The organism is Faecalispora jeddahensis (genome assembly GCF_000577335.1).
Taxonomy (GTDB): domain Bacteria; phylum Bacillota; class Clostridia; order Oscillospirales; family Acutalibacteraceae; genus Faecalispora; species Faecalispora jeddahensis.
Genome location: NZ_CBYL010000006.1, coordinates 52,569 through 71,993 on the forward strand (window position 1 = coordinate 52,569; position 19,425 = coordinate 71,993).

At 48.8% G+C, this 19,425-nt stretch carries 17 protein-coding genes; 7 read left to right on the forward strand and 10 right to left on the reverse strand.

Annotated elements, in window-relative coordinates:
- Positions 1-121 precede the first annotated feature (121 nt).
- The 6 genes from TY09_RS03840 to TY09_RS03865 form a co-directional block, all read right to left on the reverse strand.
- A complete protein-coding gene (locus TY09_RS03840) occupies positions 122-3,202 on the reverse strand; it encodes a type I restriction endonuclease subunit R (RefSeq protein ID WP_042431367.1) in 3,081 nt (1,026 codons plus the stop codon).
- Positions 3,199-4,317, reverse strand: coding sequence for a restriction endonuclease subunit S (locus tag TY09_RS03845; protein WP_042431369.1), 1,119 nt, complete (start codon positions 4,315-4,317; stop codon positions 3,199-3,201). The genes TY09_RS03840 and TY09_RS03845 overlap by 4 nt, the downstream gene beginning before the upstream one ends.
- Positions 4,317-5,102, reverse strand: a complete 786-nt coding sequence (locus TY09_RS03850; protein WP_042431371.1) for a hypothetical protein — start codon at positions 5,100-5,102, stop codon at positions 4,317-4,319. The genes TY09_RS03845 and TY09_RS03850 overlap by 1 nt, the downstream gene beginning before the upstream one ends.
- Positions 5,102-6,670, reverse strand: coding sequence for a type I restriction-modification system subunit M (locus TY09_RS03855; RefSeq protein ID WP_042431373.1), 1,569 nt, complete (start codon positions 6,668-6,670; stop codon positions 5,102-5,104). Before TY09_RS03855 ends, TY09_RS03850 begins: the two co-directional genes overlap by 1 nt.
- 20 nt (positions 6,671-6,690) lie before the next feature.
- Positions 6,691-6,903: a helix-turn-helix domain-containing protein gene (locus tag TY09_RS03860; RefSeq protein ID WP_042431375.1), complete on the reverse strand. Its 213-nt coding sequence runs from the start codon at positions 6,901-6,903 to the stop codon at positions 6,691-6,693.
- A gap of 89 nt (positions 6,904-6,992) precedes the next feature.
- Positions 6,993-8,081 (reverse strand): DUF6076 domain-containing protein, encoded by a 1,089-nt coding sequence (locus tag TY09_RS03865; RefSeq protein ID WP_042431377.1) that lies wholly within the window; start codon positions 8,079-8,081, stop codon positions 6,993-6,995.
- Between the two features lie 265 nt (positions 8,082-8,346).
- Here TY09_RS03865 and TY09_RS03870 point away from each other — a divergent pair, with 265 nt between their 5' ends.
- The 4 genes from TY09_RS03870 to TY09_RS03885 all read left to right on the forward strand — a co-directional run bounded on the left by TY09_RS03870 (position 8,347) and on the right by TY09_RS03885 (position 11,803).
- Positions 8,347-8,658, forward strand: a complete 312-nt coding sequence (locus TY09_RS03870; RefSeq protein ID WP_042431378.1) for a plasmid mobilization protein — start codon at positions 8,347-8,349, stop codon at positions 8,656-8,658.
- On the forward strand, positions 8,658-9,674 hold the full coding sequence (locus TY09_RS03875; RefSeq protein ID WP_052335550.1) for a relaxase/mobilization nuclease domain-containing protein: 1,017 nt from the start codon (positions 8,658-8,660) through the stop codon (positions 9,672-9,674). Before TY09_RS03870 ends, TY09_RS03875 begins: the two co-directional genes overlap by 1 nt.
- 26 nt (positions 9,675-9,700) lie before the next feature.
- Positions 9,701-9,991: a hypothetical protein gene (locus TY09_RS03880; RefSeq protein ID WP_042431379.1), complete on the forward strand. Its 291-nt coding sequence runs from the start codon at positions 9,701-9,703 to the stop codon at positions 9,989-9,991.
- Between the two features lie 84 nt (positions 9,992-10,075).
- A complete protein-coding gene (locus TY09_RS03885; RefSeq protein ID WP_081759593.1) occupies positions 10,076-11,803 on the forward strand; it encodes a recombinase family protein in 1,728 nt (575 codons plus the stop codon).
- 159 nt (positions 11,804-11,962) lie between these two features.
- Here the strand turns inward: TY09_RS03885 and TY09_RS03890 are convergent, their stop codons facing one another.
- Positions 11,963-12,952, reverse strand: a complete 990-nt coding sequence (locus TY09_RS03890; RefSeq protein WP_042431380.1) for an aldo/keto reductase — start codon at positions 12,950-12,952, stop codon at positions 11,963-11,965.
- A 402-nt stretch (positions 12,953-13,354) separates the two neighbouring features.
- Between TY09_RS03890 and TY09_RS03895 the strand changes: the two genes are divergently transcribed.
- A complete protein-coding gene (locus TY09_RS03895) occupies positions 13,355-13,564 on the forward strand; it encodes a DUF378 domain-containing protein (protein ID WP_009065887.1) in 210 nt (69 codons plus the stop codon).
- A 45-nt stretch (positions 13,565-13,609) separates the two neighbouring features.
- On the opposite strand, the gene TY09_RS03900 is transcribed toward TY09_RS03895, so the two are convergent.
- Entirely contained in the window at positions 13,610-14,818 is a 1,209-nt protein-coding gene (locus TY09_RS03900) for an acetate/propionate family kinase (RefSeq protein WP_009065869.1), read from the reverse strand.
- Between the two features lie 126 nt (positions 14,819-14,944).
- Between TY09_RS03900 and TY09_RS03905 the strand changes: the two genes are divergently transcribed.
- Both TY09_RS03905 and TY09_RS03910 read left to right on the forward strand, forming a co-directional pair.
- On the forward strand, positions 14,945-16,174 hold the full coding sequence (locus tag TY09_RS03905; protein WP_042431382.1) for a tRNA(Met) cytidine acetate ligase: 1,230 nt from the start codon (positions 14,945-14,947) through the stop codon (positions 16,172-16,174).
- A complete protein-coding gene (locus TY09_RS03910; RefSeq protein WP_042431384.1) occupies positions 16,158-17,090 on the forward strand; it encodes a hypothetical protein in 933 nt (310 codons plus the stop codon). The genes TY09_RS03905 and TY09_RS03910 overlap by 17 nt, the downstream gene beginning before the upstream one ends.
- Before the next feature lie 82 nt (positions 17,091-17,172).
- Here the strand turns inward: TY09_RS03910 and uraA are convergent, their stop codons facing one another.
- Positions 17,173-18,525 carry a uracil permease gene (gene uraA, locus TY09_RS03915; protein ID WP_009065867.1) on the reverse strand — a complete coding sequence of 451 codons (1,353 nt, stop codon included), beginning with the start codon at positions 18,523-18,525 and terminating at the stop codon, positions 17,173-17,175.
- Between the two features lie 190 nt (positions 18,526-18,715).
- The gene (locus tag TY09_RS03920; protein WP_042431386.1) at positions 18,716-19,375 is read right to left on the reverse strand and encodes a flavin reductase; all 660 of its coding nucleotides are present in this window, start codon (positions 19,373-19,375) and stop codon (positions 18,716-18,718) included.
- Between the last annotated feature and the right edge of the window lie 50 nt (positions 19,376-19,425).

Here is a 19,425-nt window from a genome sequence, read left to right on the forward strand (position 1 = left end):
AATGGCGGGAAGTCATAAGGATAAATTGTGACCCCACCCCATAAGGCAAACTGAATACGGAAAAAGCGCCCTATTTCTATACAATAAAAGAAATAGGGCGCTTTTGAAATGTGCAAACCAATTACAATCCACGATATTTTTCAAAGAATGCTAATAATTTTTCAATAATACTTTGCTTTTTTTCTGTACGGTTGTTTTTTCTGGCAAACCGGGAAACAGGAGGCAAAATTTTATCTATATCCGTGCCTGTAGTTTTAAGCATGCCATCATGGAATGCGTTCTCGATAAACTGGTACGTTTCTTCAGGTTTTAGTTTTTCCTCTTCAATAAGTGCCGTCAAGTCTGCTTCCTTTTGCGCAAGAACAAAAGACACCCAATCTTGATCTACATTACTTTGAATGTTAATTCGAGAAATAAATTCTTCGATAAGTTCCTTCTTGCTCCGAAGCTCAATGCTGGAATCAACCGCCTTCCGTATGTCAATAAGTAAACTTTTGTCAGTGCAATTGGATTCATGATATTTTGCAACCAGCATGAGAATGTAATCGATATTGACCTCAATCTGTTTTACCAGTTCAATTTCAAAGACAATATCGTCATTGATATTTTCTTTTTCTGAATCTGTTCGCTTGCCAAGGCTCTGATACAAGTCTAAATAAACGCTTTGGTAATCTTGGAAATCCCGGATGGATAAAATTTCATTTCCGGCAAAATCGTCAAAGGAAGTCAGTAGGTTTTTAATCCGCAGAATGGCTCCGAAAAGATGAATGAAATCCTTCTGTTCGTCCTCTCCGAGAATGGCAGTACCTAAGGGATAAGCGGACAATAGCGTTTGTATAAGTTCCACATATCCCGGTTTATGTTTGCCGTTTTCCTCGTATCCGTTGTAATAGTCCGCATAGGTTTTCAATAAGACAACACCGCCGGCTTCTTTGTCTCCAAAAAGAGCAATAGCATCATCGGTGGCTTGTTTCAAATCACGAAAACAGACAATATTCCCAAAGGTTTTAACGCTGTTGAGTATACGATTTGTACGGCTGAACGCCTGAATCAACCCGTGCTGGCGCAAATTTTTATCCACCCATAGAGTGTTCAGCGTCGTTGCGTCAAAACCTGTAAGGAACATATTGACAACGATAAGTAAATCAATTTCACGATTTTTCATCCGCAGGGATACGTCTTTATAGTAGTTTTGAAACTTGTCGGCAGAGGTATCATAATTGACGTTGAAGGCCTCATTATAATCAGCAATTGCCGATTCGAGAAAATCCCGGCTGGTTTTATCAAGCTTGTCATTGTCAAAATCCTCGTCGGGATCTTCTTCATTTGGCGTATAGCTAAAAATAGTGGCAATAGTCAGGTGTTTCCCTGTTTCCTCCATTTGCTTTTTAAACTCATTGTAGTACTTCATCGCCATCGGAATTGAAGCAACAGCGAAAATCGAGTTAAATCCATTGACTTGCTTTGTGATCTTTTCTTCGCTTACAGTGTTGTTTTTGGACTTTGCCATTTCCTTGACATTTTGAATCACCCTATACTCATAATATGAGCGGTTTTCGTTGCGTTTTGTTTTCTGATCAAAATGTTCAAGAATATATTTGACAATCTCTCTTACACGTTCGGGCGCAGCTAAAGCTTTTTCCACATCAATCGCACGAACCTGCTCATCTTTGATATCTGACGCCATTTTGATCGTGTTGATGTAGTCAATGCGGAAAGGCAAGACATTTCCATCGTTGATAGCATCCACAATGGTATAGGTATGGAGCTTATCTCCAAAGGTCTGCGGAGTTGTTTTGAGCGTAGGATCACCGCCGGAGCCTGCATTTACTGCAAAAATGGGGGTTCCGGTAAATCCAAACAAATGATATTTTTGGAACGCCTTCGTAATACGGCGATGCATATCGCCGAACTGCGAACGATGGCATTCGTCAAAAATAATCACAATATGCTTTTTGTAAGCATCGTGGGTTTTGTTGTTTGTAATAAACTTATCCAGCTTTTGTATCGTTGTAATAATAATGCGGGCGTCGCTGCTTTCCAACTGCTTTTGGAGGATTCTGGTGGAAGTATTGCTGTTTGCGGCCCCCTTTTCAAAGCGGTCGTATTCCTTCATGGTCTGGTAGTCCAAATCCTTGCGGTCAACCACGAACAGCACCTTATCAATATAGGATAAGCTGCTGGCAAGCTGCGCCGTTTTAAAGCTTGTCAAGGTTTTGCCACTGCCTGTGGTGTGCCAAATATATCCGCCGCCTTCGATTGTGCCGTATTTTTTGTAGTTCGTTGCAATCGCAATGCGATTTAAAATCCTTTCGGTTGCGGCAATTTGATAAGGCCGCATGACAAGCAGCAAATCTTCTGACGTAAAGACGCAATAGCGGGTAAGGATATTGAGGATTGTATGCTTCGCAAAAAAGGTTTTGGTAAAGTCCTTCAAGTCAGCAATAATCTTATTGGTTGCATCCGCCCAAAAGCTTGTAAACTCAAAACTGTTGCTTGTCTTTTTTCGGTTTTGCCGATCGTTTTCATCCGCTTCCTTGATATGCTGGCTACGAGTGGTGTTGCTGTAATATTTGGTGTGGGTGCCATTGCTGATCACAAAAATCTGCACATATTCAAACAACCCGGAAGATGCCCAAAAGCTGTCCCGCTGATAGCGTTTGATTTGATTAAAAGCTTCCCGGATGGCTACGCCGCGCCTTTTCAGCTCGACGTGTACCAACGGCAGTCCGTTTACAAGAATGGTTACGTCATAACGTGCAGAATACGTTCCGTTTGGCTCCTCGTACTGGTTAAGTACCTGCAAACGGTTGTTGTGGATACACTTTTTATCAATCAGATAGATGTTCTTGGTGGTTCCATCGTCCCGCTTCAAAATTTGGACATGGTCGGTCTGAATGCGGCGGGTTTTCTCAACAATGCCGTCATTGGCACCGGCAATGCATTTTTTGAAAAACCAGTCCCATTCTGTATCGGTGAAGGCATAATCGTTCAGCTTTTCCAGCTGACGGCGAAGGTTTGCCATCAGTTCGTCCTCACTGGCAATCTGGATATACTCATACTGCTGTTCCTGAAGCTGTTTGATAAAATCCCGCTCCAGCTGAGCCTCCGATTGATAAGAATCCTCACGATGGGATATCGGGGTATATTCCGCGACAACGGTTGATTCGTTGTCCGCCGCAACTATATTATATTGGTTCATGCCCCTGCCTCCTTAAACGTGAGCAACTTGTCCCGGTAATATTCATATTGCTTGCGTCTTGCCTCAATTTCGGCGGGCAAGCCGATAGTGATGTCGGTAGTCAGCGCGTCAAACTTGTCGAGGATGGTGCCTATGCGAGCTTGTTCTTCAAGGGAGGGGACTGGTATAACCATTTCCATTATTTCAGTGCCACGGACGTGTGGAACACCTCCACCGCGTTTCTGATTATATAAATCGTTCTGTTTGTTTTTTAACCAATGGAAAAGGTATCTAATTGTTATGTTGTCCGTTGGCTCAAGGATAAATCCGTCCGTTACAAAAATGGGTTGATTCCAGTAGGACACAAATCCTGCGTATGCGCCGCTACGCGATATAACAATAGCCTCACCTGTATGGTTGCTCTTATCGCAGTAGTATGCAGGTTCCTGCCCACCAAGGATAACCGGAATATTACCAGGGTTCGTTTGTTTCTTTGTTACGTAATCGCCTCGTAACATCCGTGCCACCTCCCCCAACGTCACCCTCGACACATCATCCTCGAAAGTCAACATACGATCCCGGTAATATTCATACTGCTTTTTTCTTGCTTTAAGCTCTGCTTTAAGCTCTGCTTTAAGCTCTGCTGTAAGCTCTGTGAAATTGTCCAAAATGCGGACTATTTCACGCTGTACAGGTAAGGGGGGGAGGGGGACTCTAATGGAACGTAATTGCTGTTGATTAATTTTTGGTGGAGTTCCTCTAACGTATTGGCTCACATCCAAAGTAGACAAATAAAAATAAATATATCGCAGAAGAGCAATATCGTTTTTTTCACTCATTATATGTGCATGATTGTTTACCCATATTTTACCTGTAGCCCACGTTAAAACTGGAGTATTGTCCTTATTAATAACGCTACCGTCTTCTCCCATTAGTAAGAATGTTCCATCAAAAATATAGTCATTAACGTAATCCTGTATACCATTTGCCCCATAGTATGGGTAAATCCCTGATTGGCGATCTTTTTTTGTTACAGGTTTTCTTTGGCTATCAAGAATTTCAACAACATCACCAAGAGCCTTATATTTCACCCCATCTGGGCAAAGCTCTTTTATGAGCTGTTCGAGCTTCGTCATCACTGCTCACCTCCATCATTATCCCAACCTAAAGAACCAATCGCCGTCATCAGTTCTTTGTTAATCTTTACATTATCAAGAATTCCGACAATAAGCCTATATAAGGAATCATACTTTTGCAATGCTAATTCCTCGTTATATTCACCATGTATTATTTCACTTAGCTCACCAAACAACCTATAGCCATTCGCAGAAAACTCACGTGGGATAATTGAGCATTGCCTATCTACTTCTTCAAGCAGGTTTCTAAATGGTTTTCGTTTACCATTATCATAAGAACAAGATATTCTTGCGGCTGTTGCAGTTTGCTGAGTAATTTTTTCAAAAATTTTACGCAGATACACTACAGCACCGGCGCCAAGTCGTTCACGATGAGCTCGCTGCGCCTTTTCCAAAAGCTCTGAAAACTCACCGTACTGTTCTGTATTTAATAAAGCATCAGGCGACAATTTTTCCGCACGCTTTAATATACGAACTTCAGGTGCGCGTCCGCTTATCTCTCCTTCGCAGTCCACCAAAAACCAAATTTGCACGGAAGCACCGCAATGACAAGTGAGAACGCAATCAATGCTTACAAGATGCTCATTTACCCCAATGCAATAAATTTCTTCTGCTGAGCAAAAAGTACGAACGTCAGCACAATTCTTACAAAAGTAATTTAATGCAATTCTGCCCACTTGTATTTTTTGCTGCTTGCCCGCTGCAAGCTTTTTTTCTTTAAGAAATCCTTCCACCTGCTTGAACTCAAGTGTCGGAGGTTTGGACAACACTTCAGACAATCGCATTACCGGGCACCCTCAATCTCTGCGATAATGGCATCAATTTCACGTCGAAGCACATTTTCACGAGCTACGATGTGCTCGATTTCAGCATTCAGAGTGGCTATATCGATAACCTCCCGCTTCTCCTCCTTCTGAACGTAGGTAGAAACCGAAAGGTTATAGTCCTGCTCAGCAATTTGGCTATTCGGTACCAAGCAGCTAAAGTGGTCTTTCTCTTGGCGGGCTTTAAAAACTTCAACTATGTTATCAATGTTTTCCTGTGTAAGCTTGTTATTGTTTGTAATCTTTACGTATTCCTCCGAAGCATCTATAAAGAGCGTCGAGTTTTCGGCTTTGGACTTTTTTAATACCATGACGCAAGTAGCTATGCTGGTTCCGAAAAACAGATTACTTGGTAACTGAATAATGCAATCTATAAAGTTGTTATCAATCAAATACTGACGAATCTTTTTTTCTGCTCCGCCGCGGTACAGAACGCCCGGAAAGCAAACAATTGCCGCAGTGCCATCAGTGGCAAGCCACGAAAGACTATGCATGATAAACGCAAGGTCTGCTTTTGATTTTGGGGCCAGCACTCCCGCAGGAGCAAAACGAGGATCATTGATAAGTAGAGGATTTTCGTCGCCAGCCCATTTGATTGAATAGGGTGGATTTGAAACAATTACCTCAAACGGTTCGTCATCCCAATGAAGCGGATCTGCTAATGTATCGCCATGACCAATACTAAATTTATCATAATCAATATCATGCAAAAACATATTGATTCGGCATAGGTTGTATGTAGTAATATTAATTTCCTGACCAAAAAATCCAAGACGCACATTATCTTTACCAATAATCTGCGTGGATTTTAAAAGTAACGATCCTGAACCGCAAGCTGGGTCGTAGACCTTGTTTACTTGTTTTCTATCTCCCAACGCCAGACGAGTCAGAAGTTCCGAAACTTCTTGAGGCGTAAAATATTCGCCGCCGCTTTTTCCGGCATTAGAGGCATACATTCCCATCAAATATTCATATGCCTCGCCGAATGCATCAATGGTATTGTCCTTATAACTGCCAAGTTTCATATCGGCAATGCCGTTCATAAGCTTCACAAGCCTTGCGTTGCGTTGTGCAACCGTCCCCCCAAGCTTATTGCTGTTTACGTCAATGTCATCAAAAAGCCCTTTGAAGTTCTTTTCGCTGGGTGTGCCCTGCGCAGAGGCTTCTATATTTTTGAATACTTTTTCGAGCGTTTCATTAAGGTTTTCATCCTTATTGGCCTTTTTTCGCACATTTTCAAAAAGCTCACTTGGCAAGATAAAAAAGCCTTTGGTTTTTACCATATCCTCACGAGCTTGCTCGGCCTCTTCGTCAGAAATTTTTGCGTATTCAAAATCAGCATTCCCTGCTTCAATTTCATCTTTATTGATGTAATGTGCCAAATTTTCTGAAATGTAACGATAGAACAGCATCCCTAAGACATACTGCTTAAAGTCCCAGCCATCTACGCTTCCGCGCAGGTCATTGGCAATATTCCATATGGTACGATGCAGTTCTGCTCTCTCTTGTTCTTTCCTATTGTCAGTCATTGTTTTTATTCCTCCCATTTTTACAAGCGATCCAGCTCTGCAATCATGTCTTTTGACAAATCTTTTTGGATGCAATAATCTTTAACCCGCATATATGCCAACCGGCTCGGTTTGGAGCGGTTATTCTCCCAGCGGTTCAGCGTTGTATAACTTACGTTCAAATCACGAGCCAGCTGTTCCTGGGATATATTCAGTTCTTTTCGTATGGATTTCAGGATTACATCGATGGTCATTGAATTCCACCTCCACTTCCTATATTATAGCGTATGCTATAGCGGATGACAACGGTTGTGGTAAATTTTACTTCCGTTTTTCTCTGACTTTAATCCAACCGGATCCTCGCCAGCATTTCCTCGCCGGAGATTTTGCCCTCCACATACTCCCGCCGGGCCTGGCTGGCGGCAGAAGACCAAGCCTTAAACTGTTCTTCCGACAAATCCCTACCGCTGTGTTCTCCAGCATATTTTTCCGCCGCCCGGTACCAGCGGGAATAGACCTTGTTGTACTCGGTGAGGTATTGCTGTAAAAACGCATCGGCTTCAATCCCTTTTTCAAAAAACAGCTTGGCTCCAACCTGTTTGCAGGTTCGCTTGCCCTTGTAGGTCCGGTCGCAGAAATCCCTCTTGCGCTTATCCGTCAGCACGAAATACCGCCCGCAAAGCTTGCACCGCTTCACATACTGACCGTTTTTCAGCATCTCGGTAAACTCAAAGAACAGCATCTCGTCCAGATACTCAATCAGGTAATAGGGCATCAAGCTCACGCCTTTAACATCCTGATGCATAATCTCCAGCAGGTCGTCCAGCTCAGTCAGCTTCCAGTCGTGGATATCCCGCAAGGTATCGATATCTACCTTGCCTTTCTTTTTTGGCAGCAGTGCATACTGCATCTTCACCGCGGCACTCCCGAACTCGGGATGCCCAGTCATAAACTCACATAACCGCTCAGACATGATTTTGTCCGGGCGGTTTTCTTTGTCCAGGCACATATCGACCGCTTCACGGAAAATCTCCTGCAGTTCGATGACGCGCCCCAACTCATCTAAACAAACGGCAAGCTGCTTGAGCTGCTCGGCTTCAATGTCGTCTTTGTAATAGATGGGCGTATTCAGAATGTTGTTGAGCAGCCCCACAAGAAAGAAAAACGCATAGCTGTGTTTATGCTTGAGCGTTTCCGCGACATCGAAAACAGCGTCCCGGACTTCCTGATAGTGCTCCATCGTAAGCGGGATGTTTTTTGCCGCCGCCAGCCACAGCCGGTACTTGCTCAAATCCAGCTCGACAAAATCAATGAGTCCCTGCCCGATGTGTTTCTCCGCGTACTGTCCGTTATGCTCCGCGTTGGTAAACGTCATGAAATGGACCAGTCCGTCGCTGCCGTAAAAGACCCGGATATGTGGATACTGCGCCATATTTGCCTTCCTTTCGCAAAGAATCGATTACTCGTAAAACATATCATCTGCGCTTCCCTGTGTACTTCAGAGTTAGTCTATACGATAATAATATCACAAAGAATTGAATTAATCCACTTTAGATTCTTTAGTGAATAGGAGGTGCGTATTATGCACAATACGGAAGCCCTCCCGTTGGGAGGGGCAAGCAAAGCGTACGGCTATACGCCGGCCGCTGTTCGGCGGGGCATTGCCCCACACCCCGAGTCATGGAAAGGAGCATTGCATGAAAAAACAAAAGGATAAAACCTATGCATTTAGGGTTCGTTCGGCTGACCTGAAAAAGATAAAGACCAAGGCGAAACGAGCGAATTTGACCGTTACTGATTATCTCACTGCGTGTGCCTTAAATAAGGAAATCACCGTTATTGACGGTCTGGATGGTGTGCTATCTGAATTAAAGGCACAAGGCAGAAATCTCAATCAACTCACCATTCTCTCCCATCAAGGCAGGAGCTATCCCAGCCAGATTGAAAAGCTTACCGATGCCTACGGGGATATCTGTGCCTTATTGAAAAAGATTTTGGAGGCGGTGTAATGGCAACCTTTACAAGGATCAAAGTCAAGAAGCAGTCCTGCGGACGTATGCTGGGCGCTCTTGCGTATGTGCTGCAGGGGCATAAGGTTGGCTTTGAGGGCGGCAGAGTGGAAAGCGGCGTCAACTGTCTTCCCTACACCAGCTATCTGGAAATGATGGCAACCAAGGAGAAATTCAAGAAAACCGGCGATGTTTGCTTTTATCATTTCGTCCAGTCCTTTTCCGACAAAGAAGAAATCACTCCTTGGCAGGCCAATGAAGCAGCACGGGAACTGGCCGAAAGGCTGTTCCCCGATTACGAATGTGTGGTAGCGACTCACTGCGATACCGACAATCTGCATTCCCACATTATCGTCAATTCCGTCAACTTCAGGGATGGTAAGAAACTGCATCTATCGCCCACATCCATTCAGGAGATGCGGCAGGTCAACGACCAGATTTGTATGGCACACGGATTTTCCGTGCTGGAACCTTATGATGGCAGAAAGAAAAAGCACAGGCTTACCCCCGGCGAATACCGCGCTGCCGAGCGAGGCGAGAGCTGGAAATTTCAACTTATCAAAGCCATAGAAGAAGCCTTGCTCTACTCACCGGATAAGGAGAGCTTCATTCAGAACATGGAATATGAAGGGTATACCGTTCGCTGGGATCACCACAAATACATCCTGTTTACCACCCCAGAGGGCAAAAGCTGCCGTGACCGCAGCCTGCATGATGAAACCTATCTCAAGGAGAACCTTGAAAGACTGTTCGTTTACCGTGCCCAGAATGGATTTACCCCGTTAACTCCGGAGCCGCCAGAGGGTTGGCTGGGGCAGTTGGAGCAGGCCGGACACCTCTCTGAGAATTTGATTTTTCTCGGCAAAAACTTGGAGAGCACGGCGAATGTTCCGCCGCCTATTCCGCTACAAACTTGGACAGACAGCAAGCAGCGCCAGCGAGAAGCACTGAAAAAGCTAGCCCAGGGGCACAAGCTCCAAAGCGAGCAGGAGCAGGAAATCAATTTTACCATGTAGCCCCCCACGGGGAGAAAGGAATTTGTATGGACAGAAAAGAAAGCTTTGCAAGGCACTATTTGGAAACCGGTGTTCTCGGCGCTTATGAAACCGCCGAGGTGGCATGGGACGAAGTTGTGAACGGGAAATGTGCCCCCTGTTTTGAAGATGCGATGGTTGTCTTTGGCACAGAGCAAACCCATATCGACCGCAGGATGGATATCGGCGGCAGAAGCTTCCGCATCCGTTCGGTGTTTCCCGCAGCAGGGCATACCCCCACGGACAAGCTCCTCGCCCTGATTGACGCGGAGCTTGAAAAAAGCACACATTCCGCCTGAAATCAGTAGACTTGCGGCAGCCGGTACGGTATGATATGTGGTACCGTATTCGGTTTGCCGCAGGAAAAGGAGGATTTTTTAAAAATGGCAAACCAGGAACAATATACGATTTTATACGGCAGGCTCAGCCAGGAGGACGAGCGCGAGGGCGAGTCCAACAGCATCCAGAACCAGCGGCTGATGCTGGAAAAATACGCGGAGGACAACGGCTTTCCCAACACCAAATTCCTGTACGATGACGGCTATTCGGGTACCAATTTCAACCGTCCGGCGTGGAACGAGGTCATGCGGCTGGCGGAAAACGGCGAGGTTGCGACCATCATTGTTAAGGATATGTCCCGGTTGGGACGAGATTATCTGCAGGTGGGGCAATATACCGAGCTGATTTTTCCCAGCATGGGCATCCGCTTCATTGCGGTCAACGACGGTGTGGACAGTCTCTACGGCGACAACGATTTTGCTCCGTTCAAAAATTTGTTCAATGATTTCTACGCCAAGGACACCAGCCGGAAAATCCGAGCGGTGAAAAAGGCACAGGCGGAGCGCGGGGAAAGGCTCGGCACAAGGCCGCCCTATGGCTACAGGAAAAGCGAGGACAACCCCAAGCAGATTGTCCCCGATGAGCAAACAGCGGACGTTGTGCGTCATATTTTCCGGCTTTGTGCCGAGGGTAGGGGCCCCAGTCAGATTGCCAAGCAGTTGAAAGCGGAGCAGATTTTGACCCCCACCAATTACTACTACCAGCAGACTGGTGTGGCTCTGGTGAATCTTGACACCACGAGACCCTACGCATGGAAAGACACAACCATAGCCAATATTCTCAGCGATGTTTCCTACCTTGGACACACCATCAGCATGCGCTATACCACCGTATCCTACAAAAACAAAAAGCAAATTGAGCGTCCCGAATCCGAATGGCTGAAGTTTGAGAACACCCATGAACCGCTCATATCGCAGGAATTATGGGACATTGTGCAGGACATCCGCAAACACAAAAAGCGCCCGCCCAAAAAGATGGATACCCCCAACCTGTTTTCCGGTCTGGTGTTCTGCGCCGACTGCGGCGGCACGCTGGTGCTCCACCGGGCGCATACCATGAAGGAAACACAGAACAACTTTATGTGCTCCACTTACAAGAAACGCGGCAAAGAGGAATGCAGCGCCCACTACATCCGGGAAACGCAGCTCAAAACCATTGTGCTGGATGATCTGAAACGGGTGACCCATTATGCCCGGCAGAAGGAAATGCTGTTTGTCGAGCATATCACCCGCAAGAACACCGCCGAAACCCGGCAGGAAATTACCCGCATCCAGCGGGAAATCGACGCCGCCAAACGGCGGGATGGCGAGCTCACGGCCCTGTTCAAGCGGCTCTATGAGGACAATGTACTGGGACGCATTCCCAACGAACACTTCCGGCTGCTCTCCTCCGAGTATACCACGGAACAGGCGGAGCTACGGGGAAAACTCCCAAAGCTGGAGGAACGGCTGGAACAGCTTCGGAACTCGCTGACCAACGTGGCGCAGTTTATTGACAAGGCCAAGCGGTACAGCGATATTACGGAGCTCACGCCGGAAATTCTGCGGCTGTTCATTGAGAAGATCGTGGTGGGAGAAAAGTCTCAGAAATATTCCCGCACCGCCGAGCAGGACATCTGGATTTACTACCGGGACATCGGCCTGATGGACACGCCTGTGGAGCCAGAAACAGTGCGGGAGGCCGGGTCGGGCGATGGGGAGGCATACTTAACGGACGAGGCCCCTGCCGCCGCCAGTGCCGCTCCATCGGCCAGTACCGGCCCCGCCGCGTGAGAAAAAAGCAGGGCGGACAGCCGAAACTGTCCGCCCCATCACAGGGATTTATACCCGATTCACTTTTTGTCCCTATGATACCCCGCCTAATAGTCGGCGGCTGTTTCGTAAATTGGCTGATATAAAAGCTTTTTTCCTGTTGATATCAAATTGCTGTGTTTATTTCGCGTTTGCGATCGCCGCGTTTGCGTCGCGCGTCATTCTTTCAAAATCCGCCTGTTCCAGAACGAGCTCACCCGCCTTGGCATTTTCCTCCACCTGCTCAATCTTTCTCGCGCCGCCCAGCACATTTAGGTATTTGCTGCGGGCCGCCATCCAGGCAATCACAAGATTCCCCAGCGTGCAGCCGTATTTTTCCGTAAGGTCGGACCAGCCGTTCAGCATTTGCAGTGCGAACTGGCGATGCTCCGGCATCCACCAGAATTTATTTTCATGCACAGAGCCTTCTGGAATCACGTAATCCATTGTGATTTTGCCGGTCAGCAGGCCCTGCTCCAGCGGCGAATACGCCTGGAGGGTAATTCTATGCTCCTCGCAGTAAGGCAGCAGCGAAGCCTCTACACGGCGGTCTAACAGGCTGAATTTCTCCTGAACAACATCTACCTTGCCGTATTTCAGGTATTCGTCCAGATGCGCCGTCGTCACGTTGGAAGCACCGATCACACGGATTTTGCCCTCCTGCTTCATTTTCAGCAGCTCTGTCATCGTTTCGGCAATCGTCGTGCCGCCTTCCGGGGCCTGCCAATGGGTATAATAAATATCGATGTAATCCGTCTGCAGGCGGCGCAGGCTGTCCTCTAAATCCTGCCGGATGGAACGCGCGGAAAGATTGCGGTACACCTCATGGCCGTCCCGTTCAAAACGGTCGGTACCGTTGGCATCGCGCCACTGCAAGCCACATTTGGTCGAAAGAACCGCACTTTCTCTGCGCCCTTTCAGTGCGCGGCCCACCACCTCTTCACTGTGCCCAAAGCCGTAGACCGGCGCGGTGTCGATCCAGTTCAGTCCCTGATCCAGCGCGCAGTGGATGGCGCGCACGGAAAGAGAATCATCGTTCTCGCCCCACCAGCTTCCGCCGCCGATGGCCCACGCCCCCAAAGACAATACTCCGGTGATCAGGCCGGATTCCCCTATTTCTCTTGTCCTCATATTTTTTCCTCCGCCTTATCTTTTCATTTTATTTTTCTATTGTACAATAAACGGCAGCGGTTATTCAACCTTATGCGGCACACTTCCACATATCGCATATTTTTCTCTTTGGGAATTGCATCAATTTACTAAAATCATTGTCCTTTTCTTCCTGTGATGAGAGAGAACAACACGAATGATATATGCTTGTACAATGGACCACAGCGGTTATTCGGGCATCTGCGTCAACCTTGGCACACCGCATCGTTTCCGCTTTGAGAATCGTTTAAATTCACTGAAAACTGGGTCATGAAACAGCAGCAGTTATTCAGTCCTCTGCGGCGCAGCCCGGCATATCGCATATTTTTCCCTTTTTGGATTACACTAAAACAGACAAAATTTTTAATGAAAGGTGGAAACACAATGTTGGACATGATTGCTCTCATTCTTCTGATTATCGGAGGAATCAACTGGGGCTCGATCGGTGTGTTCCAATTTGACATTGTTGCCTGGGCGTTTCAGGGACAGACTGAGATCATCAGCCGAATCATCTATACGCTTGTGGGCCTTGCCGGAGTATGGTGCATCTCTCTGCTGTTCCGTGACAATGAAATTACAGGCAGAAGAAAATAAAAGCGGCGGAGAAAGCATTCTCCGCCGCAGGCATTTGATGGAATATTACAGCTTGCTGATGATCTCTTTGGTATCGCGCGCAATGACCAGCTCTTCGTTGGTGGGGATGACAAATACCTGCACCTTCGAATCGGGAGCCGAGATTTTGCCGCCCTTGCCGCGGATCATCTGCTCGTTGAGCTCTTTCGATACCTTCACGCCCAGATAGGTCAGGCCGTCGCAGACATTCTGGCGGTGATCGGTCTGGTTCTCGCCGAGGCCGGCGGTGAACACAATGGCATCGCAGCCGTTCATGGCCGCAGCATAGCTGCCGATGAACTTCTTGATCTGATATACCAGCATCTTGTGGGCCAGAACCGCTCTCGGCACGCCCTCTTCCGCAGCTTTGGTAACGTCGCGGTCGTCGCTGGAAATACCGGAAATGCCCAGCAGGCCGGATTTCTTGTTCAGGATGTCGCTCATCTGCTCGGCAGAGAGGTTTTCTTTCTCCTGAATAAAGGTAACAACGGAGGGATCCAGGCTGCCGCAGCGGGTACCCATCATGAAGCCGTCCAGAGGAGTCAGGCCCATGCTGGTATCAATGACCTTGCCCTGATCCACAGCGGTAATGGAGGAACCATTGCCCAGGTGGCAGGTGATGATCTTCAGCTCAGACATCGGCTTGCCCATCAGTTCTGCGCAGCGCTCGCTGACGAAACGATGAGAGGTGCCGTGGAAGCCATAGCGGCGAATCTGATATTTTTCAAAATACTCGTAAGGAATCGGGTAAATATAAGCCTCAGGCGGCATGGTGGAATGGAAGGCTGTATCGAATACCGCAATCTGCGGAACCTTCTCGCCAAAAACCTCCTGGCAGGCGCGGATACCCTGCAGGTTTACGCTGTTGTGCAGCGGAGCCAGCGGGATCAGTTCCTCGATGGTATCGATAACCTCCTGGTTGATCAGAACGGAGTTCATGAACTTCATGCCGCCCTGCACCACACGGTGGCCTACCGCGGTGACCTCGGACAGATCTTTGATCACACCAACCTCGGCGTCTACCAAAGCGTTCTTGACCTGCATGAATGCCGCAATGTGATCGGGCATGTCCACCGTCAGCTTCTTCTCGCGGCCGTCGGCGGTCTTATGACCGAAAATACCATCTCCAAGGCCAATTCTCTCGCAGTTTCCTTTTGCGAGTACTTCCTCATTGGTCATATCAATCAACTGATATTTCAGGGATGAGCTCCCCGCATTAATGACCAGAATCTTCATCGGATTCCCTCCTAAACTTTCTAAATATTGTAAAAACAGCTTGAAAGTGCCTTTACAATACTGTACTATAGAACCGTACACTATCATAGTACATTTTCACAAATATTTCAAGGAGTTTTTTACCCAATGACAGAGAAACCCTTGATTTCCGGCATAGTTGCCGAATTTAATCCTCTGCACCTGGGGCATCGTTATCTGATCGAGCAGGCGAAACAGTCCTCCCCCGGTGGACTGGCCATTGTAATGAGCGGAAATTTCGTGCAGCGGGGCGAGCCCGCCGCCTTTTACAAATGGCCCCGTGCCCTGGCAGCCCTGCGCTGCGGCGCCGATTTGGTGCTGGAGCTGCCGGTCAGCTTTTCTGTGGCCGGCGCCGAACGGTTCGCCTTTGGAGCCGTTTCTGTGCTGAACGCTCTGGGCTGTGTCGATCGCCTCGTCTTCGGCAGCGAAAGCGGCGATGTAAAAACACTGTTTTTAATTGCCGAAACCCTGTTGAGCCCAGAATTCAAAACCGCCGTTAAAAACCGCCTGGCCTTTGGCGTACCGTTCGCCGCAGCGCGGCAGGCAGCGGCACAAGAGCTTCTCGGCGCCCCGGCCGCTCTTCTGGAAGAGCCCAACAATATTTTAGGGATTGAATACTGCAAGGCGCTGCTTCGCACCCATTCCTCCATGCGCCCGCAAACGGTAAGGCGCATCGGCTCCCCGCACGACGCACAGTCTTTGGCTCCGCAGACCCGCATCGCCTCCGCTTCGCAGATTCGGCAGCGTATGCTGCAAAACGAATCCTTTGCTTCTTATGTTCCGGAAGAGGCCCTCCCCATTTTTCAGCGGGAGCTTTTGGCCGGGCGTGCGCCAGCGTCCCTCTCCTCCCTGGAAACCGCCATCTTGGCGCGGCTTCGTTCCATGAGCCGGGAAGAGCTCTCTCAATTGCCGGACATCAGCGAGGGGCTGGAGAACCGCATTTACAGCAGCATCCGCACTTCTGCTTCCCTGGGGCAACTCTTTTTTTCGATCAAATCAAAGCGATATTCCCATGCACGAATCCGCAGAATCTTGTTATCCGCTTTTTTAGGCCTGAATCAGCGGGAGCTTCCAGAGACCCCTGCGTACCTTAGGATATTGGCTTTTAATGAAACCGGGCGGGAAATGCTGCGTGTGATGAGACACACTGCCTGCCTGCCGATTGTGACAAACGCGGGCGATTTTGCCCAGCTTGGCAGCGACGCCAGGGCGATGTTTGAAACAGAATGCAGGACAACGGACCTTTATTCCCTCTGCACCCCGGAAAAGGGCCCCTGCGGGCTGGAAATGACCTGCGCATATTGGGAAAGGAAGGATTTTTTTGGCAATTCAAATTAAAGAAACAGAATACCTGAACTATGGCCGGTGCGTACATATCAGCAACGGCATCATCGAAGTCATGGTCACAATTGATGTGGGCCCCCGGATCATTCACTTTTCTCTGGTGAACGGAGAAAACATGCTCTTCACCGATCAGGACCGCAAATACCGTGCGTTCGGGGAGGAATTCGACCAGCTGTACGGAGAGGGCTCCGTTTTTTACAATTACGGCGGCCACCGGCTTTGGCTCAGCCCCGAAAGCACCCCCGATACCTACTACCCGGACAATGAGCCGGTGGTGTACGGCATTCTCTCGGAAGGCGTAAGCTTTTTGCCGGCCCGGCAGAAGCACAACGACATACAGCTTGGTTTTGAGGTGATGATGAACGAGAATACCTCGGACATCATGGTGGTGCACAGCGCCAAAAACTGCTCTAAAGAACCGAAAACCCTTGCGCTGTGGTCCATTACGATGATGGCTCCTGGCGGGTTCGAGATCATCCCGCAAAATCAGGGCGAAGACCCGCTGCAGCCGGACCGCTCACTGATTCTATGGCCTTATGCCGATCTGCGCGATCCCCGCGCATTCTTAGGAAACCGTTTCATTACCCTGCGCCAGGATTCCTCCGCTACCTCCGCCTTCAAGCTCGGTGTGATCAACCGGGCCGGCTGGGCCGCGTATGTGCGGAAGAATGTGGCCTTGATGAAACGGTATGTCCACAATATTCATGCCGCGTATCCCGATCTGGGCGCGTCCTTTGAAACGTATACCAACGGCGATTTTCTGGAGATGGAATCGCTGAGCCCGCTCTACCATATTGAACCGGGCAACACGGTGCGCCACGTGGAAAATCTGACCCTGCAGCGGATCGACCAGCCGCCGAAGCTGGACGATGAAGCGGCGCTGGACGCATTTGTCGCCGAGCTGGGATAAACCATAAATGAAAAACAGCCCCCTTTCTGATCCGGTACAGTCCGGTCAGAAAAGGGGGCTTTTCCGTTGAAAAAAGATTTCTTTATTCTGCCGCGGCCTCTGCCCCGTCGTCCTCGCTGTCGTTGGTCAGGTGCAGGCGATCGAGAATATAGAAGATCAGCCCCATGGCCATACCGACCACGCAGGCCAGCACCATGCCCTTGAGCTCAACGCTGCCCAGATGCACCGATACGCCCGACAGGCCCGTGACAAAAATGACGGAGGTCATGATGATGTTGCGGTTCTTGCCGAAATCCACGCGGGAATCCACGAGGATGCGCAGGCCGGAAGCGCCGATCATGCCGTACAGCAAAAACGAAATGCCGCCGATAACCGGGCCGGGGATCGTTGCGATCAGCTCAGAAAATTTACCAATAAAGGAGCTGATGATCGAAAGCACCGCCGCGCCACCGATCACCCATACGCTGTACACGCGGGTCATCGCCATAACGCCGATGTTTTCGCCGTAAGTAGTGGTGGGAACCGCACCCACCATGCCGGAAGCCATTGTGGAGAAGCCGTCGCCCATCAGCGAGCGATGCAGGCCGGGGTCTTTGAGCAGATCTTTGCCAATCACCTTACCGGTAACGATCTGGTGGCCGATATGCTCCGAGATCAACACCAGCGCAACCGGCAGCATGGTAACGATCGCGTCCAGACGGAACTGTACGAGCTGAAAATGCGGCAGAGAGAACAGGCTGGCCTGTTCCACCGGCGCAAAATCCACCACACCCAGAATAGCCGCCGTGATATAGCCGCCGATGATGGCGATCAGAATGGGAATAACGGAAAGGAAGTTGCGGAACAAAATGGAGCCAAATACCGCAATCCCCAGTGTAACGAGAAAAACGATGGCATTTTTGGGGTCCACCGCTGTAACCACCTGCTGAAACATGCCTTCGGAGCCTTTCACTGCCACATAATTCGTCTGCGTCAGAATTCCGGCGGTGGAAGCCGCCGTACCGGAAAGCTCCAGACCAATCAGCGCGACAACCGGGCCCATTGCGGCCGGCGGAAGAAGCTTGTCGATCCAGTCGGAACCGAACCGTTTGATGACCAGTGCCAAAATCACCACCAGGCAGCCAACCGCGACAAAGCCGCCCTGTGCATAGGCAAACCCGCCGCCAGGCGCATCCTTATACCGTTTGATGATGATGAGGGCCGGGCCGATAAACGCGAAGCTGGAACCGAGGTACGCCGGGCACTTTCCCTGCGTAATCCAAAAGAAAAACAGTGTGCCGACACCGTTCATCAGAAGCACGACTGCGGGGTTGATTCCAAACAGTGTGGGAACCAGAACAGACGCACCGAACATTGCAAACATGTGCTGTATGCTCAGCGGGATCGCCTGCCCCAGCGGCGGCTTTTCATGGGTTTGAATGATGTGTTTTGACATAGCTTGAATCATCCTTTTCTTTCATCTGAAATCTTTTTTTGAAAAACGGCTCCAAAAAAGTAGGCCTTTGATGAAACGGGATGTCAAAAGCCTACCAAAGCAGCCGTAAACAGCAATGAGTGTTGAAAACGGGCCAAAAGAAAAGCCCACCCGGTATGCAAAGCATATCAGATTGAGCTTATCTGGTCTTCTATTTTCTGATAAATGCGGATTTTGGGGCCGCACAAATGGGGCAAAGCCAATCCTCCGGCAAATCTTCGAACGGAACATCGGGATCGTTGTAAATATAACCGCAAATCTTGCAAATGAACTTTCCGCCGTCCGAACCGGTGTTGCTTTCTGCAACGGAACGGTAGGTCGGCGCGTTTTTGGGAGCGGAGCCCTTGAGTGCCTGATGGTAATACGTGTAGGTCATCGGCGTACCGACCACCTTTTCACTGCCGGCAATCACTTCAGCCAGAAACACCGTATGTGTCGAGGTTTCTACCCGGCTGACTACCTTACACAAAAACCAGCAGCAGGCATTTTCTTTGATCACGGGGACACCTTCCGCCAAAACACGGTGACGGATGTTTTTCAGCTTGTTGGAATTTCTTCCGGAATTGAAGCCCAGCGCACCGATTACAGTACCGGGGGTATCCTCCGACAAAACGGAAACAGAAAAAATTCCGGTCTCCCGGATACATTCGTGACTGTAATTATCGTGATGCATACTGACAGCGATAACGGGAGGATTCGTATTCGTAACCTGAATCACCGTATTCACAATACATGCCGACGGTTCGTTCTCACCCTTTACACCAATGGCATACATCCCGTATGACAAGGTGGTCAAAATAGTACTATCCAATCAGTATCCCTCCCCACGGATCATACCTGAGTCCAAAATTATATATATCA